This is a genomic window from Alloprevotella sp. (assembly GCF_057240785.1).
In genome coordinates this window covers 15,031-36,392 of record NZ_DBHHRH010000030.1, presented here as the reverse complement: position 1 = coordinate 36,392, position 21,362 = coordinate 15,031, and the positions used below count along the sequence as shown (strand labels likewise).

Below are 21,362 nucleotides of genomic sequence, written 5' to 3'. Positions count from 1 at the left end.
AGCCCCTCGAAGAAAGGTCATGGATAAAAGCAGAATCAGCCTACACAAAAACAGACGCTACAATACCTATCGTTAAGTACTGTAGCGTCTGTCTTTAGATGTAAACGCAGCAATTTAGAAATCCTGCCTATCAGAAATCAAGAGCGCACTACGGTTTCAATTTCATCAGCCGCAACTTCCTCAGTTCCTCTCTTGACATCGCCTTCGTAGGTCACAAAATAGAATCCCTTACTCGGAGTCCACTCCATACAAAAGAGCTCAGCAGGACTCTCAAAACCGTTGTTTTTTATGTTACGAATCACCCATGCACGAGTCTTACCGCACTGACCAAGAGTATGCTCCACGATTTCGCCATTATTAACAAGCAGATGAGAGAGATCGGTCTTGCTGGGCGAACTAACAGTGACAGCACCATTGGTCTCAAACAAAACGTTCTCCACATCAAACATCGAGAAAACTCCCTTCTGACGGAGCATCAAACGGAATTGTTCCATCTCAAGACTGTTGCGCTTGAATGTTTTGAAATTTATAATGCCGTTCTTCACTAAGTACACACTTTCACCCTTGATAAGGTGACGTAGGCGAGCAGAGCGCATAGCAAATCTCACAAGCATATTGAATACTGTCCAGACCACCAAAGCAAAAAGAATGTGCCATAAGGTCATGTCAGGATTGTAGAGTACACCGCCGACAAGCGCACCTATCACAAATGCGCTCACAGTATCAAGCGGCGTGACTTGTGCCATCTGCGCCTTGCCAGTTATGCGCAAAAACGCCAAAATGCCAATCATGCCCGTGATTAGTTTCAGAGCAATTCCAATGTAGGGTTCGATAAATTCTATCATAAGTCCTATTCTAAAAATTGATATTTACTTTATGCCGCAAAAATACCTTAAAGAACGGAGATACACAAAAGAGACAGGTACAAACACGCTTATAGGAGGAAAGAGAAGAGAAAAGGAATAGGACAACATCTTGGACGCTTTGTCCACCACAAATAGTAGTAAAGATTGTCAAAACTGCACTAAGACAAGCAGCGGACCATACTTGTTGGCACTTTAATTGTATCTTTGCAGCGAAAAAATAAGAAACGATTATGGCAAACCCTATGAGCGCGATGCCGCCCGCTACTAAAAACTTACTCATCATCAATTGTATCGTTCTGCTGGCGCAGACGGTGCTTCAACAGGCAGGAATTGTTGATCTCTCCAGTTGGTTGGGGCTTCATTTTGTACTGGCTGATAATTTCTACCTTTGGCAGCCTCTCACTTATATGTTCCTCCACGGCGGATTGAGCCACCTTTTCTTCAATATGTTTGCACTCTGGATGTTCGGTGGCATTATCGAACGCACCATTGGCACCCGCCGATTCCTCACCTACTACTTTGTGTGCGGCCTTGGAGCGGCTTTGAGCCAAGAAGTGTGGCAGCTGGCGCAGTATTTCATTGAGGGCATGCAAAATCATCACTTTGTAGAGGTCGGCGGAACACTCATACCCATGGGGCAACTACTGAACGCGTGGACTACCATTGGTGCATCGGGTGCAATCTACGGCATACTGCTCGCCTTCGGCTATCTCTACCCCAACGAGCGTATCATGCTGCTCATCCCCCCTATCCCGCTCAAGGCTAAGTACCTCGTGATGGGTTACATCGTTATAGAAGCTCTCTCGCTCGGTATGTCCGACAATATCGCACACTTTGCGCATCTCGGCGGAATGCTATTCGGCTGGTTGCTACTCCTATACTGGCGCAAGCAGAGCAGCCGCACGAGCAACTTTAGAGGCTGGGACAATTACACGCCTGCCAAACCTACGATTTGGCAACGCTTGAAGAAACGATTCGGAAAACAACCGGACATACATATTAGTGGTGGACGAGCGTTCAACAGTCATACATCTGACTACGACTACAACGTGCAGAAAAAACAACAAGAGGCAGAAATCGACCGCATTCTTGATAAAATCAATCGGTCGGGTTATGATAGTCTGACGCGTGAAGAGAAAGATTTCCTCTTCCGTAATTCTCAATCGTAATAACTCCCATGGCCAGAAAGACACAAAAAGGAAAAGAAACGGGCACCTTTGCTAAAATCATCATCGGTGCTTCATGGACGAGCGTACTCTTATTGTGGGCATGCTCAGCCTCGGTCATGGTCAACCCTACCCACTTTCGGCTACTCAGCATCCTTGGACTTGCCTTTCCCTTTCTGCTGGGTGGCACGCTTTTCATGGCTTTCCTTTCGCTGATTTTCACGCCACGTCAACTCTGGATTACGCTCTTGGGGTTGCTCGTCTGTATTGTGCCCATCCGCACCTACTGCCCGTTCAACCTCAGCTCCCCTGCACCTAAGGGTAGCCTAAAGGTGATCTCTTACAACACCGCTGGCTGGGGTGGCGCAACAAACGACACCATCAACGGAATAACTGGCAACCGCATCGCTCACTATCTGGCCAACGAAAATCCCGATATTGTCTGTGTGCAAGAAGGCTTTGCGCGTGAAGAACATTATCAAAACTATATCTACCCTATTTTTCGCGAACAACGCTACCATCAAGAGGATACTTTCAACGATAGTAAGCTCGTCTTGTTCAGCAAATATCCGATTGTCCGCAGCGAGCGCATCTGCCAAATAGGCAACAACGGAACAATGGCCTACTGGCTCAAACTCTCGGATAAGGACACGCTCCTCGTCATCAATAACCACTTGCGCAGCATGGGCCTCACGCAGGACGACAGAGAGGAGTTCCACAACAGCGTGCGGGAGACAGGCGAGAAGATCCATAAGAAAGCCGTACGCACCATCATATCTAAGATTAGTCGGGCCAGCATCGGGAGAGCAGCCATGGTGGACACAATCACGGCCTTCATAGCGCAACAGAAAGGTCAGAGCATGATTGTTTGCGGCGACTTCAATGATAGTCCCATTTCCAATACTTACTACCGCATGAGCAAAGGCTTACGCGATGCCTATGTGCGCACTGGCAACGGATTGGGACGGTCTTTCAACCGCGATGCCATTATTGTGCGCATCGACTACCTTTTCTGCTCCGACGATTGGCGGCCTTTCTCCGCTTACATAGACAACCGCGTCACATATTCAGACCACTACCCCATCATTGGCTACTTCAAACGGGAGCGTTGAGCCTAGATGATGGGGCTTTTCTCTGAGCCTTTGTCGTAAAAAACAAAGCTATTTATCCCCACGTTTATAGAAAAGTCTTCCTTAAATACTTGAAGAAACACTTTTCCATAAGAATAGAATAAAAATAATTAGGTACTTTTGTCGCTATAAACCTCAAAATTCCTAGAATAATTTATGAAGAAATGTCTCTCTTTGCTTTTGCTGACAATAGCAGGACTCCTCAACACGCTACAAGCGCAGGTGTCGTTCAGCGTGTCGCAGAAGCGTGTTTCCCCAACAGAGATAGACGTCACTTTCAAGGCTAAAATAGCCAAAGGGTGGCATGTCTACAGTACTAATATCCCTGACGGCGGTCCAACGGCGGCTCGCTTTGGTGTGGACAAGGCGGATGGTGCTGAGCCGCTTGGCGCTCTCAAGCCAGGGCCTGGTGTGAAGAGTATGCACGATGATGTTTTCGAGATGCAACTGTCCTTCTTTGAAAACACTGCTACATTCACGCAGCGCATCAAACTGACGAAAAAGGACTACAAACTAAAGGCCTACTTGGAGTGGGGCGCATGTAACGATCAGAATTGCCTGCCGCCTTCCACCACGGAGGTCACTGTCAGTGGCTCTGATGGCCCTACCGGTGAGGCAGCCAAAGCGGCGGCAGCCGAAATGGCTCATAAGACTGAACCGGACCCAACAATGCGCATCGCGGGATGGGCCCCCCCCACAATCGATACAACTGCATTGGCCAATGCCATAGACACGGCAGCAAGTCCCACCACAGTGGCCCCTGCCGACTCCTCAGATATTGCTCAATGGTATCAATCTTCTATCGACCAGCTCAAGCACTGGGGCGAAGACGGCGGCACGCACAACCGCACACTGTGGTACATCTTCCTCATGGGCTTTATTGGCGGACTCATCACGATACTCACGCCCTGCGTATGGCCTATCATACCGATGACGGTGAGCTTCTTCCTCCACCGCAACGACGACCGACGAAAAGCCATCCGCGATGCCATCATCTACGGTATAAGCATCGTGGTCATCTACGTATCTCTGGGCCTCATCGTCACCTCGCTGTCGAGTGCCAACACCTTGAACGATTTGAGCACAAACGCTGTGTTCAACATCTTCCTATTCCTTTTGCTCGTGGTCTTTGCGGCCAGTTTCTTGGGAGGCTTCGAAATCACGCTACCCTCTAGTTGGAACAACAAAATGAACGATCGAGCCAGCAGCGCATCGGGTTTCATGGGACTCTTCTTAATGGCGTTCACGCTCACCCTTGTGAGCTTCTCCTGCACAGGCCCTATCATCGGATTCTTGCTAGTTGAAGTGTCCACTGCGGGCGGTTCAATCCTCAACCCCACTATCGGAATGTTGGGCTTTGCCATTGCGTTGGCACTTCCCTTTACTTTCTTTGCTCTCTTCCCCACGATGCTGAAGAAAGCACCAAAGAGCGGCGGCTGGATGAACGTTGTGAAAGTGGTTCTGGGCTTCATCGAACTGGCTTTCGCCTTGAAGTTCCTCAGCGTGGCCGATTTGGCTTACGGTTGGCATATTCTGGACCGCGAAACCTTCCTTGCCCTGTGGATTGCTATCTTTGGTCTCTTGGGCGCTTACCTCTTCGGCTGGATTAAGTTCCCCAGCGACGACGATGATACCCACACCAGCGTGACGCGCTTCTTCTTAGGCCTCGGCAGTTTGGCTTTCGCCATCTATATGATTCCCGGACTCTGGGGCGCGCCCTGCAAAGCTATCAGCGCCTTTGCTCCGCCCATGTACACGCAGGACTTCAATCTCGATCAAGTGAAGGTGGAAGCAAAATTCCGCGACTACGAGGAAGGAATGGCCTATGCCAAGAAAGCAGGAAAACCGGTCCTGCTCGACTTCACAGGCTTTGGCTGCGTGAACTGCCGCAAGATGGAACTGGCCGTGTGGCACGATGCTAAGGTGCGCGATATTATGAACAAGGACTATGTGCTCATCTCGCTCTATGTGGACGATAAGACGCGCTTGCCCGAGAATATCGAAGTGAAACAGGCTGACGGCACCACCAAGATTCTCCGCACTGTAGGCGACAAATGGAGCTACTTGGAGAGCACCAAGTTCGGTGCGCAGACCCAGCCGTTCTATGTACCTGTCGACAACGAAGGAAAAGCGCTCAACCACAGCTTCTCTTACAAAGAGGACATCCCTGGCTACGTTAAATTCCTCGAAGAAGGTCTCAAGCACTACCGCGACAAGAAATAAGTGAGATAAAGCTTATCATTCATATTCCCCACGTGCCCCGCAGCGCGTGGGGATTTTTGTTGAGGAAAGATAGAGCCCCCTCCATCTCCCCCATAAGGGGGAGTGCTCAGTATTGGTTCTCAGACTTGTCGGATTAGTCCGACTGGTCGGACCTGTCTGACCCGTCCGAGACCCAATACTGATTCGTGCTCCTTCGCTTTTTTCGTGAATATTCGTGGGCTAAAAACATCAATAGAATTCTCACTTTTCCCCTCCCACGAAGCCCACAAATCCACGCACGAAAGGGAGAGAGCGAACAATTTCGCCTTCCTGTGCGTGGACTTCCTTATTGCGTCAGCCAGCACAATAAGGCTGTCGGCCGACAGCATAAGGAAATCTGCTGACACAATAAGGAAAATGACGAAGAGGATAAGGAAGATTTTCATCAAAAATGGACTGAAAAGCACGAAAATCCCTCAAAATCTCCACTTTCCACAGGATTTCGCCCGATTTTACCCTCCTGCAAAATCAAAAATGCCACGAAAATTTTGGCAGAAAGCGAAGAGGAGAGCTCTTCTCAAATTTTCAGAAGAAGGCCTATCGTCAATTTTTGGGAAAGTTTTAGAACTCTTCTGACTGGTCGGACAAGTCGGACAAGTCCGAAAGGTTGTTAAAAGAGCTGCCTATCGGCCCAGTCAGACTAATCGGACCCGTCCGACCTGTCCGACTTGTCCGACCAGTCAGAAAGTGGCAGCCGAGCACTCCCCCTTATGGGGGAGATGGAGGGGGCTTTTCCTTGTGTAGAATTCATACTTTTTTTCTACATTTGTCAGCAGAAACAAAACCACACAATATGAATCCGTTCCATTCTCTCCTCTTTGCCGGACTGCTCTGCACCACGGCGGCATCGGCACAACGCTCAGAAACATTGCTCAAAACCCACTGGCAATTCCACCGAGGGGAGGCGCTGGGCGCAGAAGCCGCGGAACACAACAGCAAAGCATGGCAAGCCGTGAGCATCCCTCACGACTGGGCCATCACAGGGCCTTTCTCCCGCAACAACGACTTGCAGCGCGTAGCCGTTACACAGAACGGCGAGACGGAGGCTTCAGAAAAGACAGGGCGCACGGGCGGATTGCCGTATGCGGGAGTAGGGTGGTACAGAACAACTTTCGTGGCCGACACCACAGGATGCACCACGCTGCTCTTCGATGGGGCAATGAGCGAGGCGCAAGTATTTGTAAACGGACAGAAAGCGGCTTTCTGGCCTTACGGCTACAACAGTTTCTTCGTCGACATTACGCCTTATCTGAATCCTAACGGTCAAGCCAATGTTTTGGCCGTTCGATTGGAGAACCGCCCGCAGTCGGCGCGCTGGTATCCTGGTGCAGGACTTTACCGCAATGTCCGGCTCATCCATACAAACCGCATTCACGTGCCTGTATGGGGCACGCAGGTGCTCACGCCGCACGTGGCGGCCGACTACGCCTCCGTGGAGCTTCGCCTCAATGTGGAAGGAGGAGAGGGAAAGCCCTTGCGCGTAGAGACCACGATCTTGGACGACAAGAATCACATTGTTCTCACCCGCGAGAACACACAAACCACGATGCACGGCCAGCCTTTCGTGCAGCATTTCACGATAGAACGCCCGCGCTTATGGTCGCCCGAAACACCACAACAATACCGCGCCGTGAGCCGCATCTATACGGCCGACGGACAACTGCAAGATACTTACACAACGCGCTTTGGTATCCGTTCCTTAGAGTTTGTACCCGATAAAGGGTTCTTTCTCAACGATCAGCACCGTAAGTTTCAGGGAGTTTGCAACCATCACGACTTAGGACCACTTGGCGCGGCCGTCAACCGAAGTGCACTCATCCATCAACTCCGCCTACTCAAGGACATGGGTTGCGACGCTATCCGCACGAGCCACAATATGCCCGCGCCCGAACTCGTAGAGCTGTGCGACTCGCTGGGCTTCATGATGATGATTGAACCCTTCGACGAATGGGATGTAGCAAAGTGCGAAAACGGCTACCACCGTTTCTTCGCGGATTGGGCTGAGAAAGACATCGTCAACATGGTGCGCCACTATCGCAACAACCCGAGCGTTGTGCTCTGGAGTATAGGTAACGAAGTGCCCACGCAGTGTTCGCCAAACGGATATGCCGTGGCGCGCCGCCTGCAAGACATCTGCCACCGCGAAGATCCCACGCGCAAAGTGACTTGCGGCATGGATCAGTGGGATTGTGTACTGACAAATGGGTTTGCGGCTATGATAGACATCCCTGGGTATAACTATCGCGCCCATCGCTATCAAGAAGGCTACGAGGGTCTGCCGCAGGGCTATGTCCTCGGTTCAGAAACGGCGTCAACGGTTAGTTCGCGCGGTGTTTATAAGTTTCCTGTTGTCAAAGCGGACGGGAAGATGTATCCCGACAAGCAGTCGAGTTCTTACGACTTAGAGGCCTGCTGGTGGTCGAACATACCCGACTGGGATTTTGCCAACGCCGACGACCAGCCCTGGACTTTGGGGCAATTTGTCTGGACGGGCTTCGACTATCTGGGTGAGCCTACGCCCTACGACACCAATGCTTGGCCGGCACACAGTTCCTACTTCGGCATCATCGATCTGGCTTCGCTGCCCAAGGATCGCTATTATCTCTATCGGAGCGTTTGGAATAAGCAGGCGTCCACGCTGCACGTTCTGCCGCATTGGACGTGGCCGGGACGAGAGGGGCAGACTACGCCCGTGTTTGTTTATACGAATTATCCCGAGGCCGAACTTTTCGTGAATGGGAAAAGTCAGGGACGTCTGCGCAAGGCTGATGCACCAAAGTCTGCACCGCGCCGCAACCAGCCCGAGGACTACAAGGATGTGGAGAAACGCTACCGCCTGATATGGAACGAGGTTGTCTACGAACCCGGCGAACTTCGCGTGGTGGCCTATAATGATAGGGGAGAGCAGGTGGCAGAAAAGGTGGTGCGCACGGCAGGCAAGCCCCACCATCTTGAAATTGTGCGCGCCGACAGTGAAGCCCTCCGTGCCAATGCAGAAGATGTGGCCTATTATACGGTACGTGCCGTTGATAAGGACGGTAATCTCTGTCCCGCCGATAACCGACTGGTACGTTTCAAAGTTTCTGGCAATGCTCGCTTCAAAGCCACGGCCAACGGCGACCCCACTTGTCTCGATGCGTTCCAAGAACCGCAGATGCACCTCTTTAGCGGAATGTGTACCGTAATTGTTCAAACCACCAACAAAGCTGGCGCATTCACCCTCGAAGCCGCAGCCGCTGGTTTGCAACTCGTTCGTGCCACAGGGAAAAGTCAATAAGCACAACCGCCGTTGGAGGGATTTCTCAACGTGCTTCCAGCAGGTTGCTATCCCTCCCTACTTGTTCTACTATCGTCCTTATTATTCAAAAAAACTTCTTTATAATTCAATCTCTTTTCTCTATAATTCTGACAAAATCGCCTTTTTCCTCCCTCCTTTTTCTCCCACATTCTCATCAACATAACCCTCCTTTTATCAGCCAGAAATATCAAAACTGCACAGAAATAGGAAAAAATGTGCAACAAAAAAGTAGTTTTCAGCTGAAAAGTTTGGGTATATCCATAAATGTCTCTATTTTTGCAACCTACAAAAACAGAAAAATCATATTAACAACAAATTAATTATTTACAATCATGTCTGAAATCTCTGATAAAGTAAAGGCAATTATCGTTGACAAACTGAGCGTTGACGAGGCAGAAGTACAAGACGGAGCAAGCTTCGCAAACGACCTGGGCGCAGATTCACTCGATACTGTAGAGCTCATTATGGAATTTGAGAAGCAGTTCGGTATCACTATCCCCGACGACCAGTCTGAAAAAATCAGCACTGTTGGCGATGCAATCGCTTATATCGAAGAGCATACAAAATAATATTTGTATCCATAGTTCCGATACCGACGTTTAACGTTTTCAGAAACGCGCTCCTCAATGGGTGCGTGTTTCTCCTGACGTTAAACGTTGCGCTTTATTAACAGATTAGCTCTCATAAAATGGAATTACACAGAGTTGTAGTGACAGGTATGGGTGCCCTCACGCCGGTAGGTAACACCGCTCCCGAAACATGGGAGAACATCAAGAACGGCGTTAGTGGCGCAGCTCCTATTACTCATTTTGACGCAGAGAAGTTCAAGACTCACTTTGCGTGCGAAGTAAAGAATTTCAAGGTTGCGGACTTTATCGACCGCAAGCAGGCTCGTAAGATGGATCTCTACGAACAGTACGCACTCGTAGCTGCACAAGAAGCCATCAAAGACTCTGGTTTGGACCTCGATACAGTGGACAAAAACGAGATTGGCGTTATCTTAGGCGTCGGCATCGGTGGTATCCATACGTTTGAAGAAGAGGCAGGCTACTACGCACTGCATGAAGCTGAGGGCCCGAAGTTCAACCCGTTCTTCATCCCTAAGATGATTGCCGACATCGCTGCCGGACAAATCTCTATCAACTACGGCTTCCGCGGCCCGAACTACACAACGACGAGCGCCTGCGCCAGCGCAACCAACGCCTTGGCTGACGCGTTCAACCTCTTGCGTTTGGGCAAAGCCAACGCTATTGTAACAGGCGGTGCAGAAGCTGGAGTCTGGCCTTGCGGCCTTGGAGGCTTCAACGCTATGCACGCGCTCTCCACTCGCAACGATGACCCCGAGCACGCAAGCCGTCCGTTCTCTAAGAGCCGCGACGGATTCGTCATGGGAGAGGGTGCAGGTATCCTCGTGCTGGAGACGCTCGACCACGCCCTTGCTCGCGGCGCACACATCTACTGCGAAGTGGCCGGTGTTGGCATGAGTGCTGACGCACACCATATTACGGCCTCTCACCCCGAGGGTCTTGGCGCAAAACTTGTTATGCAGCGCGCACTGAAAGATGCTGAAATGCAGCCCGAAGATATTGATTATATCAACGTACACGGTACTTCTACTCCCGTGGGCGATATCTCCGAAGCAAAAGCAATTAAGGACGTATTCGGCGACGCAGCTTACAAGCTCAACATTAGCTCAACGAAATCGATGACGGGCCACCTTCTGGGTGCTGCCGGAGGTATTGAAGCACTCTTCTGCGTACTCTCAGTGGTCAACGACATTGTTCCGCCAACGATCAATCATGAAGATGGCGATGAAGATCCCGAGATCGACTATTCGCTGAACTTCACTTTCAACAAGGCGCAACAACGCGAAGTACGCGCAGCTCTGAGCAACACGTTCGGATTTGGTGGACACAACGCGTGCGTCATTATGAAGAAGTACAAGTAAACAAAGCTACGAGGGACGAGGCACAAGACAGCGTTCAGTAGCTGGCACTTCGTGTCCCGTCCCTTGTCTTTAACGTTGCATATCTCCTACATCGTCATTCATACGAGGGGTATTGTGCTTCGCAGCTTGTACCTCGCAACTCGTAACTTAATAGAATGAACACGAATTTACTTGATAGGATGAAGCTCCTCTTCCGCAAGGACAAGGAGCTTTATTTTCAAATTTACGACATCTTAGGGTTCTATCCGCACAATATAGAGCTCTATCAGATTGCTTTAGCTCATCGCAGCAAGATGTATAAGAATCATTCCGGCCGTGCCGTCAATAACGAGCGACTGGAATACTTAGGCGATGCTGTGCTTGAGACCATCGTCAGCGACATTGTTTTCAAGAAATTTCCGCGCAGGCGAGAAGGTTTTCTGACCAATGTGCGCAGCAAGGTGGTACAGCGCTCCACGCTCAACCTGCTGGCGGAGAAGATGGGACTTAGCCAACTCATCAGTCTCAATACGCGTCCCACAACGAAGCGCAATAACATTGGTGGAAATGCCTTTGAAGCCTTCATCGGGGCGGTATATCTCGACCGAGGCTTTAAGAAATGCTACGAATTTGTGGACAAGCGCATTCTGGGACAATACATCAATCTTGAAGCACTTTCGAAAAAGGAAGAAAATTTCAAGTCGCGCTTGTTGGAATGGAGCCAGAAGAATAAGCTACGTGCCGAGTTCAAACTGGAAAATACGGAAGGGGAGAACAGCAACTCTCCCGTGTTCAACACCGTCATAATCCTGGAAGGCAAAAAGGCAGGAAAGGGGCGTGGCTACTCTAAGAAAGAGAGTCAGCAGAACGCCGCACGCCAAGCACTCGAAACGCTCAACAAGGACACCAAGTTTAAGGATAGCATCTTTGCAGCAAAGGAAAGCCGCACCGCCATGGAGGCGCAGGAATTTGCTGCCCTTCCACCCACTGAAGTATCTCCTTTGCTTCCCGACAAAACCGCAAAAAAGTAAGGCTATAATAAGCCGCATCATAACTACAAACGCCCGACCTGTGGAGGTCGGGCGTTTTTCTGTGAGAAGAAGCTCTGGAAGGAGCTGCATCCTCAATATATCAAAGTATAAAACTTTAGAGGCCGAGTTTTTTCAAACCTTTGTTCACTTCTTCTGAAGTCTTTGCTTTGGCTTTCTCTGCCGATTCTTTCACTGCCTTTTCGGCCTTCTCAGCACCTTTTTTCACTTCTTCTTTCGCCTTATTGGTTGCTGTTTCTTTTGCAGCATCCACAGCTTTATTAGCCACCGTGCTTGCAGCTTCCTGAGCTTCCTGGGTAGCAGTCTTTGTCACCTTCTCCATAGCTCCATCAGAAGTTTTAGCCACATTGGTAATTCCGTTCAGAGTTTCATAGAGATTTGTAGCAACATCCACTTTAGCTGCAGCAGCATCCTTCGAAAGGCTCACTTCCGCCTTTGTGAGGGCTTCTTTCACCTCTGCGTCGGTATTGATATAGTTCTGAACTACCTTCGCATACTTTGCAGCGGCTTCCTTGTCACCATTAGCCAAATATTGCTGTAGCGTAGCCTGCACAGCAGTAACAGCTGCCTGCAACTTCTCGGGATCGTTCACACTCGCCTTCAACTGCTCCGTCACGCCCTGAGCCGCAGCGGCCACGGGATCATTCGTAGTATCAGCCACTACAGTTGTACTGTCAGAATCGTTTACTCCGCCCTTTTCTGTTTTGTTTCCGCCGCAAGAAGCGAAGCTAAAGGCAGCTACTGCTGCCAATGTAAATACAATCTTCTTCATACTTGTTTTTTCTTCTGTTATTATTACATTCGGCGACAAATGTAAAGAGTTCCAACAACAATATGTAAGCAAACGACCTCTTTTAACAAAACATTAGTATTTCTTATACTCTTGTGGCATCTTTGGCTTCTGGGAAACGAAAAATGCCAATGGTCACCCTGCATGACAGGGCAACGCATTGGCACGTTATCTTAGGTTTCCACCTTCTTAATCGCGGCGTTTAGGCGCTGGGGGAGGAGTATTGCCTTGTCCAAAGGAGGAGAGGCCGTTCTTTGCCAGGCCAGCAATCTCTTCGCGCATCTCTGTATCGCCCAAAAGGTTTTTGAGTCGGTAGTAGTCCATCGCGCCCATATTGCCATCGTTGAGGGCTTTGGCCAGAGCCAGTGGCACTTGTGCTTCTGCCCGAATCACTTCTGCGCGGGCTTCCTGCGCCTTGGCTTTCATTTCCTGCTCTGTGGCCACAGCCATAGCGCGACGCTCTTCTGCCTTGGCCTGAGCGATGTTCTTATCGGCATTGGCCTGATCCATTTGCAAAGTAGCACCGATGTTCTTACCCACATCGATGTCAGCAATATCAATGGAGAGAATCTCAAAGGCCGTACCAGCATCGAGGCCTTTGCGGAGCACGAGCTTCGAGATGCTATCGGGGTTCTCCAACACAGTTTCATGGCTCTCTGCCGAACCGATGCTCGACACGATACCTTCGCCCACGCGGGCCAAGATGGTTTCTTCGCCAGCACCACCCACGAGTTGCTGGATATTGGCGCGCACCGTGACACGAGCCTTGGCGATAAGCTGAATACCATTCTTTGCAACGGCAGCAACGGGCGGCGTATCAATCACCTTAGGATTTACACTGGTCTGCACAGCCTCGAAAACATCGCGACCTGCCAAGTCGATGGCGGTAGCCTTCTCAAAGGTGAGGTCTATATTGGCTTTATTGGCCGACACAAGGGCATGGACCACGCGCTGCACATGACCACCGGTCATATAGTGTGCCTCGAGTTTATCACGCGTAATATTCTGCAATCCTGCCTTGTGCGCCTCAATCATACTGGGCACGATAATACCTGGCGGGACGTTACGAATACGCATCAAAAAGAGCTGGATCAACGAGATATGTACGCCAGAAACTTTCGCGCTCAACCAGAGGAAGAAAGGCACGAAATAGAAAAAGATGCTTAGGGCAACGATGATGCCGAAAGTCATAAACACGGATACCATTTCCATAGTGTGATGTTTTTTATGTTTGGTGTTTGCTGCAAATATAAGGATTTTTTTCAGATGCAAGGAGAATGGGGAGAAAAAAGGGGAGAGCCCCCTCCATCTCCCCCATAAGGGGGAGTGCTCGGCTGCCACTCTCGGACTCGTCCGATAACGGATTGGATTTGTCGGACTGGTCGGACTAGTCCGATAAGCAGTTCTCTCAACAACCTTTCCGACTGGTCCGACCAGTCCGACCAGTCCGACGACTTCTAAAACTTTCCTCAAAATTGACAATAAGCCTTCTTCTGAAAAATTGAGAAAAGCTCTCCTCTTCGCTTTCTGCCAAAATCTTTGCGGCATTTTTGATTTTGCAGGAGGGAAAAGTCGGGCGAAATCTTGCGGGAAGTGGAGATTTTGAGAGATTTTCGTATTTTTTCGGCTGCTTTTGGTAAAAATCTTCCTTATCCTCTTCGTCATTTTCCTTATTCTGTCAGCTGGCTTCCTTATTCTGTCGGCCGACTCAATAAGGAAATCTGCCGACAGCCTTATTGTATCGGCACGCAGAAAGGCGGGATGGATCGCTCTCTCCCTTTCGTGCGCGGATTGAAGAGCCTCGTGGGAGGAGAAAAATAAGAATTCTATTGATATTTTAAGCCCACGAATGTTCACGAAAAAGGCGAAGGAGCACGAATCAGTATTGGGTCTCTGACGGGTCGGACTGGTCAGACAAGTCCGACAAATCCGACAAGTCTGAGAACCCACACTGAGCACTCCCCCTTATGGGGGAGATGGAGGGGGCTTATTCCTTCTGGGCTGTGGGGCTCTCCCTTTCCTCAACAAAAAAGCAAGCAGGGGATTGGCATCCTCTGCTTGCTCATTAGTAGATATATATCTGTGCTTAGATCTTATTCGCCAATCACGGAGAATTCGGCACCGCTGGCGTACTCTGCGCCGTTCTGCTCACTGAGAGCACGGAAACGGATGTAGCGTGCCTTTGTGGGCTGAGAGAAGAGAACGCGTTGTGGTTTTGCTGAGTTCGGGAATTCACCTTCAGCCACCTTGCGCCACGTTTTGTTATCGTTGGAAACGTAGATCTCATAAGCCTTCACACGACCATTGACATTGTCCTGACGCGGAGTGTAAACAAAGCCGCGCATCGTGCCTAAGACGCCCGAATCAAAGTCGACCCAGTGGGGGAATTTCGTAAGCGTAACGCCATATTGCGTATGCCAATAGGTGTCGAGCTTATTGTCGGTGAGGTGGGTAGCCTCTCCTTCGTTCGGCTCCATACTGCTGGCATAGATTGCTTCCAAAGGTATTTCGTCGATTTTCCCGAACGACATGCTCGTAGTACTGCTCTTGTTGCCCTTATACTGTACTGTAACTACTCCTCCTCGGCGCAAGTTGAAAGGTTTGGTGTATATTTGCTGCTTACCGCCATTGATAGAGTAGAGAATCTGAAGGCCGTGTTCTTTTGTTGAAAGAGTTACTTCACCGGCACGATCACGTGAGAAAGCAATGGGGCTTTCGCCACTGGTCTGCACCTTACCTTGTTCATCTTCGTTGTTCTTTGTAACGGGGCGGATGAGGAAGCCAAACATACGGCTTGTGGACTTCACTTGATCTTCCAGCAATGGGCCTGGGCCGCAGCTTGCACCTCCAAGACCGCGCACCTGTGCGTCGAGATGAACATGAACCGCGGAGCTCTTCGGGAGTTTATAGGCATGCGAAGCACCCATAAGCTCGAGCTGACTCCAAGGCAGAGCGGAACAGCAGAAAGTACTGTCGGCACGGAAAAGAACGCCATCGCCGGCATTGTCCGTCAGCGACATCCAGCGCACATCCTCGCGGTTGCCCATAGCTTGCGGCTTCGGCAGAACGATATAGCTATCGTCGAGTTTCTGATTGTATTTCTCAATAAATTGGCCTGTCTTGCGATCGGAATAGTTGTTCACAGGTCCACGGCCGTAATAAGTGTAGTTGTCGTACTGCTTAGGCAACTCAAGCGCATAGCCCATACGCGGCATGTCGATACCTGCGTGGTTGGTTGTCACAGCACTCTGGAGTTCGATAGAACCATCGGGATAGATGGTATAAACGAGCTGCTGCGTGAAAGTAAGGCTACCAGGTTCGGTAGACTTCTCATTGATGCGGTAAACATCGTCGGGGTTGCGATCGGTATTGCTATAGGTGTTTTGACATCCTGGAGCTGTATGACTTTCTACAATGAAAGAAACAACACAATTACCCCTCTTGTCAGTAGTAATCGAGGAACTCTTCACATTGTGCGTCAATTTGTAGAGACCATTACGGAACCAACCGCCAATCTGCCAATTATCATTGTCAACTGGGGCGCGGAACACATCCAGTTTAGGGCCTTGACCTTTTTCTATTATCTGCTTACCAGCATAAGTAAGTTCACTGATAGCTCCCTGTTGTGTGTCGAACACTGCTTTGAAGTTCTTACCGCTCACTTCTATACCTCCGTTCACGGTCTTTATTTTAGGCTGCTGTGTTCTATCCTGAGACATTTCCACCTCGGGCAAACAATTGGGTGTCTGGAGCAAGAGCTGTTCGTTCATCTGCTCATAACCAGCCTTTGCCCAAGGTTGGTCGGCGCGGGTAAAGAACTGCGCTTTGAGGAAGTACTCGGAATTGGCGTCAAGTTCGGCCATCTTGTAGTTAGGAACCGTCACCACGCGCTTTTCACGGGCGGGGATGGCAACGTTATAGTTCCAACCCGAACCAGCTACCTGCTGACCGTCCTTCCAAAGGGTGAAATGGATGGTATAGTCGAGGGGCTCGAAATAGTTTTTATTGAAGATTTCCACCTGATTGGTTGCGGCATCAACCCACTTAACGCCGACGTTCTGGTAAACCTTCTTCACTTCAAAATATTGAGCCTTCGGCGTGAGATCTGGGCGCATCACACCGTTCATACAGAACATTCCGTCGTTGGGTTTATCGCCAAAGTCGCCACCATACGCCCAGTAGTAGGTTGTAGAGGGAAGACCGTTGACAGTATTCTTGCCGTCCACCTTATATTGCGCGTCCTGCACCTTATTCATAGCCTGGTCCACCCAGTCCCAAATGGCGCCACCCATCACATAATTGGTGCTTTCGATAGCATCCCAATAGTGCTGGAGATCGCCCACGGCGTTACCCATAGAGTGGGCATACTCGGAGATGTGGAAAGGATATTTGGCTTTCGTCTTACCGGAAGCCAAAGCCTGTACGCCGCCCACGCTGGGATATTGGTTAGAGCCCATGTCAACTATATCGTTGTTGCGCTCATACTGCACGGGGCGAGAGGTATCAAAGGCCTTGATGGCGGCATAAGCCTTCTTGAAATTGTCGCCTGGGCCGGCCTCGTTGCCAAGACTCCAGATAGCCACAGAGGGATGGTTCACATCGGCGTGTACCATCTCCATGTTGCGCGCAACATGCTGATTCTGGAATTCGGGCACATGGGAAAGCGAGGGAGCTTCATAATAATATTCATGGCTCTCTAAGTTGGCCTCATCCTCAAGATAGATGCCATATTTGTCGCAGAGATAGTACCAATAGGGATCATTGGTGTAGTGGGAGTTACGAACGTGGTTGATGTTGGCACGCTTCATGAGCATGACTTCGTGTTCCATCTGTTCGTGGGTAATAGCATGACCGCGGTCGGGATTTGTTTCGTGGCGGTTCACACCCTTAAACTTGATGGGCTTACCATTATAGAGATAGTAGCGACCTGCCAAACCGAACTCGTCTTGACTTGCGGGGACGTCCTTAATCTCAATCTGTCGGAAACCAACATAAGTGGAGTAGGTGTCGATAGTACGGCCTTTCTCGTCTTTCAGTTCGCCCACGAGGACATAACGCTGCGGGCGCTCAGCCGACCAAGGACGCACGGCCTTACCTACCGCAATCTGCGCGGTGGCCAGCATCTCGCTGCCTTTCTTCACCAGCGAAACGGGAACAGTTCCCTCCACACCGCTGACAGGCTTAGTGGCATCACCGTAAAGTTCCACCTCGAGCAGCTTATAAGCCAGCTGGAACTTCTGATCCTTTTTGCCGAGATTGGAAACATAGGTCTTCACGTTGAGCACTGCATCCGTGTAGTTGGCATCCTTATAAGAGGGAATGGCCACTACATCGCGCACCTGCACTTGTGGCTTCGACGTGAGATAAACATTGCGGTTGATGCCCGGCAGGCGGAACATGTCCTGACTTTCGAGAAACGAACCGTCGCTGTTGCGGTACACTTCCAGCGCCACAACGTTCTCGCCCTTCTTGTTGAGGTAGGGAGTGATGTCGAATTGCGCTAACGTGCGTGAGTTCTTCGAGAAGCCCACGTATTTTCCATTGATCCAGAGATAGAAGAAAGAGTCAACGCCATCGAAGTTAATATACACCTGACGACCTTTCCAATCGGCCGGCACGGAAAATGTACGACGGTAGGAGCCTACCTCATTGGGATATTTCGCTGTGAGCCAGCTGCTGGGAGCTTTGCGCATAACGCCGCCTTTCCAGTCGCCCACTGCCACATGATGGGCAAAGATGACGCGCTGATTAGAATAGATGGGCAAACCATACTTCCAAGAGCCGTCGGCCTGGCGCCCTGCCAAGTTCCAGGACATGGGCACTTCGATATTGTCCCAACTGCTTGCGTTGAAGTCGGGGCGGTAGAAATCTTTTGGTCGCTCAGAAGGTTGCTTCACCCAGTTGAACTTCCACTGACCGTTCAGACTTTCGTAGTATTTAGACGCTGTAGGTTGCACGCGAGCAGCTTCGCTCTCGTTGGCAAACGAGAAGAAGAAAGCGTGCGGCATCTGCTTGTTGTACGCCACGGAGTCTGGGCTTTGCCACTCCCAACCTGTTGGAGCTGCATCTTGCCCATAGTGATAGCCTCGCAACTGCGTTATAGCCGATGTTTGAGCTATTGCGCCCAACGGCAGAGTCAGTCCGAGGAACACCCAAAGGTTTCTTTTTTTCATTAGATAGTATATTGATTAGTTATATATTCTTTCGGTAAATCGAAACAATGTTTGCCTTTGTCAATAATTATAAGGGCAAAGATAGCACAAAGTATCTATAATTTTCTCACAGCCTTATAAGATTTTCTCCAAAGGAGCTGCTCTCGTGTCTGTGGGACAAGTTTTTCAAAGCAAAGGGGCAGCACGCCAACAAGATATAGTAACTTTGCACTCCATAAACTTTAAAAAAGAATCCCTCACAACTATTTATGACTCCCCCGAAAGTATCCGTCGTTACAGTTTGTTACAACTGCGATAAACTACTGCAAAAAACCATCACAAACGTGCTGCGCCAGACTTACAAGAATCTGGAGTACATCATCATTGACGGAGCGTCCACCGACTCTACTGCGCAGGTGATTGAAACTTTCCGCCCGCACCTCACAACAGTTGTATCGGAACCCGACCGCGGTATCTACGATGCGATGAATAAGGGCGTTCGTCTGGCCACGGGCGAATGGGTCATTTTTATGAATGCGGGCGATGGATTTGCGGCAGACGATGTGTTGCAGAGGGTCTTTGCCGAAGAACGCGCGGCAGATGTTATCTACGGCGATGTAGTGAAACGCGGCGTCATCAAGAAAGCTGAAGCGCCGCATAATGGGCACCGTATGTTCTTCTGTCATCAGAGCGCACTAACCCGTACAAGTTGTTTGCGCGAGTATCCTTTCGATATACGCCACCGTATGTCGGCCGATTTTAAGTTGTTCAAACAGCTCTTTCTTGCCGGCAAACGATTTCTGCAATTAGACTTCCCGATTGCCGACTTCGATGTGACGGGCGTTAGCAACAGTCTGCGCTCGGCAGGACTCAAGGACAACATCCGCGTGATAAGCGAAGTGGACAGTCTCAAGGATCGGCTGCGCCTTTTGCCCCGCCTCTATTTCGTCTACTTTATGTGCCGCCTGCGCGGTCGCTAACTCGCTTTTTCAAACCTACAAGAAAAGAGCAGATAGAATCAGTAAGTTATCCATCTTCCTCATTCTATCCGCTCTTTTCTTTTTCTGAGCCACCAACAAGTTCGCACCTTTTTTTGTCGCGCACAGAGCCAGCAGCAAATATCTTTATCCTTTAGAACGTTTCGCCCCAGTCGGAGCGGTCCAGATTACGGTAGCCCACGGCTTCGGATATGGCATCGAAGCCCACCTCCTCTTGACCAGCCAAGTCGGCTATTGTGCGCGCCATTTTGAGTATTCGCTCGTAGGCTCGAGCACTGAGATCCATCTTCTTCATAGTCATGGCCAACGCTTCTCGCCCAGCTGCATCGGGTTGCGCAAAGCGTTCGATTTCGCGTGCGCCCATCTGCGCGTTGCAATGAATACCGGGCAAATGGGCAAAGCGTTCGGTCTGCACGGCGCGCGCCTTGGCCACGCGCTCACGTATGGCAGAACTACTCTCACCCTTGGGCGCACATTGTAGTTCTTCAAGCGGCACGGGCGTTACTTCGATCTGCAAATCGATACGGTCCATCAGCGGCCCGCTAATCTTAGACATATAGCGCTGAATCATACCCTGATTACAACTGCACTTATGCGTTGGGTCGTTATAATAACCACAGGGACAAGGATTCATAGCGGCCACGAGCATAAAAGAGCAAGGCAGATTGGCGCTATACTTGGCGCGATTGATATTGATAACTCTGTCCTCCAGCGGCTGGCGGAGCGTCTCGAGCGCACTGCGCGAAAATTCGGGCAACTCATCAAGGAAAAGTACGCCATTATGGGCCAACGAAATCTCACCAGGCTGAAGATTGACGCCACCTCCTATCAAAGCCACGTCGGAAATAGTGTGGTGAGGACTGCGAAAAGGGCGTCGAGCGATGAGTGAGGTGTTTTCCGGCAATTGGCCTGCAATGCTGTAGATTTGTGTGGTTTCGAGCGATTCGGCCAACGTGAGTTGCGGAAGAATGCCTGGGATGCGCTTAGCCATCATACTCTTGCCGCAACCGGGCGAACCGATGAGCAGCAGATTATGTCCTCCGGCGGCCGCTACTTCAAAAGCTCGCTTGGCGCGCTCTTGACCCTTCACTTCAGCAAAGTCGAGAGGATAGTCGCTCTGTGCCTGGTAGAACTCCTCCCGCGTATTGACCTCAACGGGTTGCAGGAGCGACTGACCGTTGAGATGGTCTACCAGTTCGCTGAGTGTACTCACACCGATCACTTTTAGCTGATTGACCACGCCAGCCTCCCGCTCGTTCTCGCGGGGAACAAAGAGCGTGTCGTACCCCAGGCTGCGAGCTTCGATGGCAATAGGCAGTGCACCGCGCACAGCTCGCACGGAGCCGTCGAGGCCTAACTCGCCTACGAACATCATACGCTCGAGCGTGGGACACTTAATGAGGTCGCACACTGTGAGCATGGCGATGGCCAGCGGGAGGTCGAAACCTGAGCCTACTTTGCGGATGTCGGCGGGGGCAAAATTGATAGTGATATTGAGGCGGGGGAGACACAAGGACGAATTGATGAGCGCGCTCTGCACGCGCTGCCGGCTCTCCTTTACAGCGTTGTCGGGCAAGCCGACCATAAAGAAAGGCGTTTCTCCAATAGCATCGTGCTTGGCTGGAGAGGCGTTGATTTCGACCATCACGCGGATGGCCTTCAATCCGTTTACTACGGCACTGTGAATTTGGGTAAACAAGGAAAAATAGTTTTAGGATAATGAA

At 50.4% G+C, this 21,362-nt stretch carries 14 protein-coding genes; 9 read left to right on the top strand and 5 right to left on the bottom strand.

Features of this window, described 5'->3' with window-relative positions; translation table 11 throughout:
* Positions 1-137: 137 nt before the first annotated feature.
* Positions 138-845, bottom strand: a complete 708-nt coding sequence (locus tag ACO4R2_RS06400) for a DUF421 domain-containing protein (protein WP_484769607.1) — start codon at positions 843-845, stop codon at positions 138-140.
* Positions 846-1,096: 251 nt separating this feature from the next.
* Between ACO4R2_RS06400 and ACO4R2_RS06395 the strand changes: the two genes are divergently transcribed.
* From ACO4R2_RS06395 to rnc, 7 genes are all read left to right on the top strand, one after another.
* Complete coding sequence (locus ACO4R2_RS06395; protein ID WP_484769606.1) at positions 1,097-2,035, top strand: rhomboid family intramembrane serine protease; 939 nt, start codon at positions 1,097-1,099, stop codon at positions 2,033-2,035.
* Between the two features lie 8 nt (positions 2,036-2,043).
* Positions 2,044-3,144: an endonuclease/exonuclease/phosphatase family protein gene (locus tag ACO4R2_RS06390; RefSeq protein ID WP_484769605.1), complete on the top strand. Its 1,101-nt coding sequence runs from the start codon at positions 2,044-2,046 to the stop codon at positions 3,142-3,144.
* 174 nt (positions 3,145-3,318) lie between these two features.
* Complete coding sequence (locus tag ACO4R2_RS06385) at positions 3,319-5,385, top strand: protein-disulfide reductase DsbD family protein (protein WP_484769604.1); 2,067 nt, start codon at positions 3,319-3,321, stop codon at positions 5,383-5,385.
* Between the two features lie 832 nt (positions 5,386-6,217).
* Positions 6,218-8,701 carry a DUF4982 domain-containing protein gene (locus tag ACO4R2_RS06380; RefSeq protein WP_484769603.1) on the top strand — a complete coding sequence of 828 codons (2,484 nt, stop codon included), beginning with the start codon at positions 6,218-6,220 and terminating at the stop codon, positions 8,699-8,701.
* A 353-nt stretch (positions 8,702-9,054) separates the two neighbouring features.
* Positions 9,055-9,291, top strand: coding sequence for an acyl carrier protein (locus ACO4R2_RS06375; protein ID WP_009347569.1), 237 nt, complete (start codon positions 9,055-9,057; stop codon positions 9,289-9,291).
* Between the two features lie 119 nt (positions 9,292-9,410).
* The gene (fabF, locus tag ACO4R2_RS06370) at positions 9,411-10,670 is read left to right on the top strand and encodes a beta-ketoacyl-ACP synthase II (RefSeq protein ID WP_311489807.1); all 1,260 of its coding nucleotides are present in this window, start codon (positions 9,411-9,413) and stop codon (positions 10,668-10,670) included.
* Positions 10,671-10,825: 155 nt separating this feature from the next.
* A complete protein-coding gene (gene rnc, locus ACO4R2_RS06365) occupies positions 10,826-11,680 on the top strand; it encodes a ribonuclease III (protein ID WP_484769602.1) in 855 nt (284 codons plus the stop codon).
* A gap of 115 nt (positions 11,681-11,795) precedes the next feature.
* Here rnc and ACO4R2_RS06360 read toward each other — a convergent pair whose 3' ends face one another.
* Both ACO4R2_RS06360 and floA read right to left on the bottom strand, forming a co-directional pair.
* Positions 11,796-12,470 (bottom strand): hypothetical protein, encoded by a 675-nt coding sequence (locus ACO4R2_RS06360; protein WP_484769601.1) that lies wholly within the window; start codon positions 12,468-12,470, stop codon positions 11,796-11,798.
* A gap of 207 nt (positions 12,471-12,677) precedes the next feature.
* Positions 12,678-13,700 (bottom strand): flotillin-like protein FloA, encoded by a 1,023-nt coding sequence (gene floA / locus ACO4R2_RS06355; protein WP_311489804.1) that lies wholly within the window; start codon positions 13,698-13,700, stop codon positions 12,678-12,680.
* Between the two features lie 381 nt (positions 13,701-14,081).
* Here floA and ACO4R2_RS06350 point away from each other — a divergent pair, with 381 nt between their 5' ends.
* Positions 14,082-14,309: a hypothetical protein gene (locus ACO4R2_RS06350; protein ID WP_484769600.1), complete on the top strand. Its 228-nt coding sequence runs from the start codon at positions 14,082-14,084 to the stop codon at positions 14,307-14,309.
* Between the two features lie 272 nt (positions 14,310-14,581).
* Here the strand turns inward: ACO4R2_RS06350 and ACO4R2_RS06345 are convergent, their stop codons facing one another.
* Positions 14,582-18,661: a glycoside hydrolase family 2 TIM barrel-domain containing protein gene (locus tag ACO4R2_RS06345; RefSeq protein ID WP_484769599.1), complete on the bottom strand. Its 4,080-nt coding sequence runs from the start codon at positions 18,659-18,661 to the stop codon at positions 14,582-14,584.
* Positions 18,662-18,909: 248 nt separating this feature from the next.
* Between ACO4R2_RS06345 and ACO4R2_RS06340 the strand changes: the two genes are divergently transcribed.
* Complete coding sequence (locus tag ACO4R2_RS06340; RefSeq protein WP_484769598.1) at positions 18,910-19,620, top strand: glycosyltransferase family 2 protein; 711 nt, start codon at positions 18,910-18,912, stop codon at positions 19,618-19,620.
* Between the two features lie 151 nt (positions 19,621-19,771).
* Here ACO4R2_RS06340 and ACO4R2_RS06335 read toward each other — a convergent pair whose 3' ends face one another.
* On the bottom strand, positions 19,772-21,337 hold the full coding sequence (locus ACO4R2_RS06335) for a YifB family Mg chelatase-like AAA ATPase (RefSeq protein ID WP_311489800.1): 1,566 nt from the start codon (positions 21,335-21,337) through the stop codon (positions 19,772-19,774).
* Positions 21,338-21,362 lie beyond the last annotated feature (25 nt).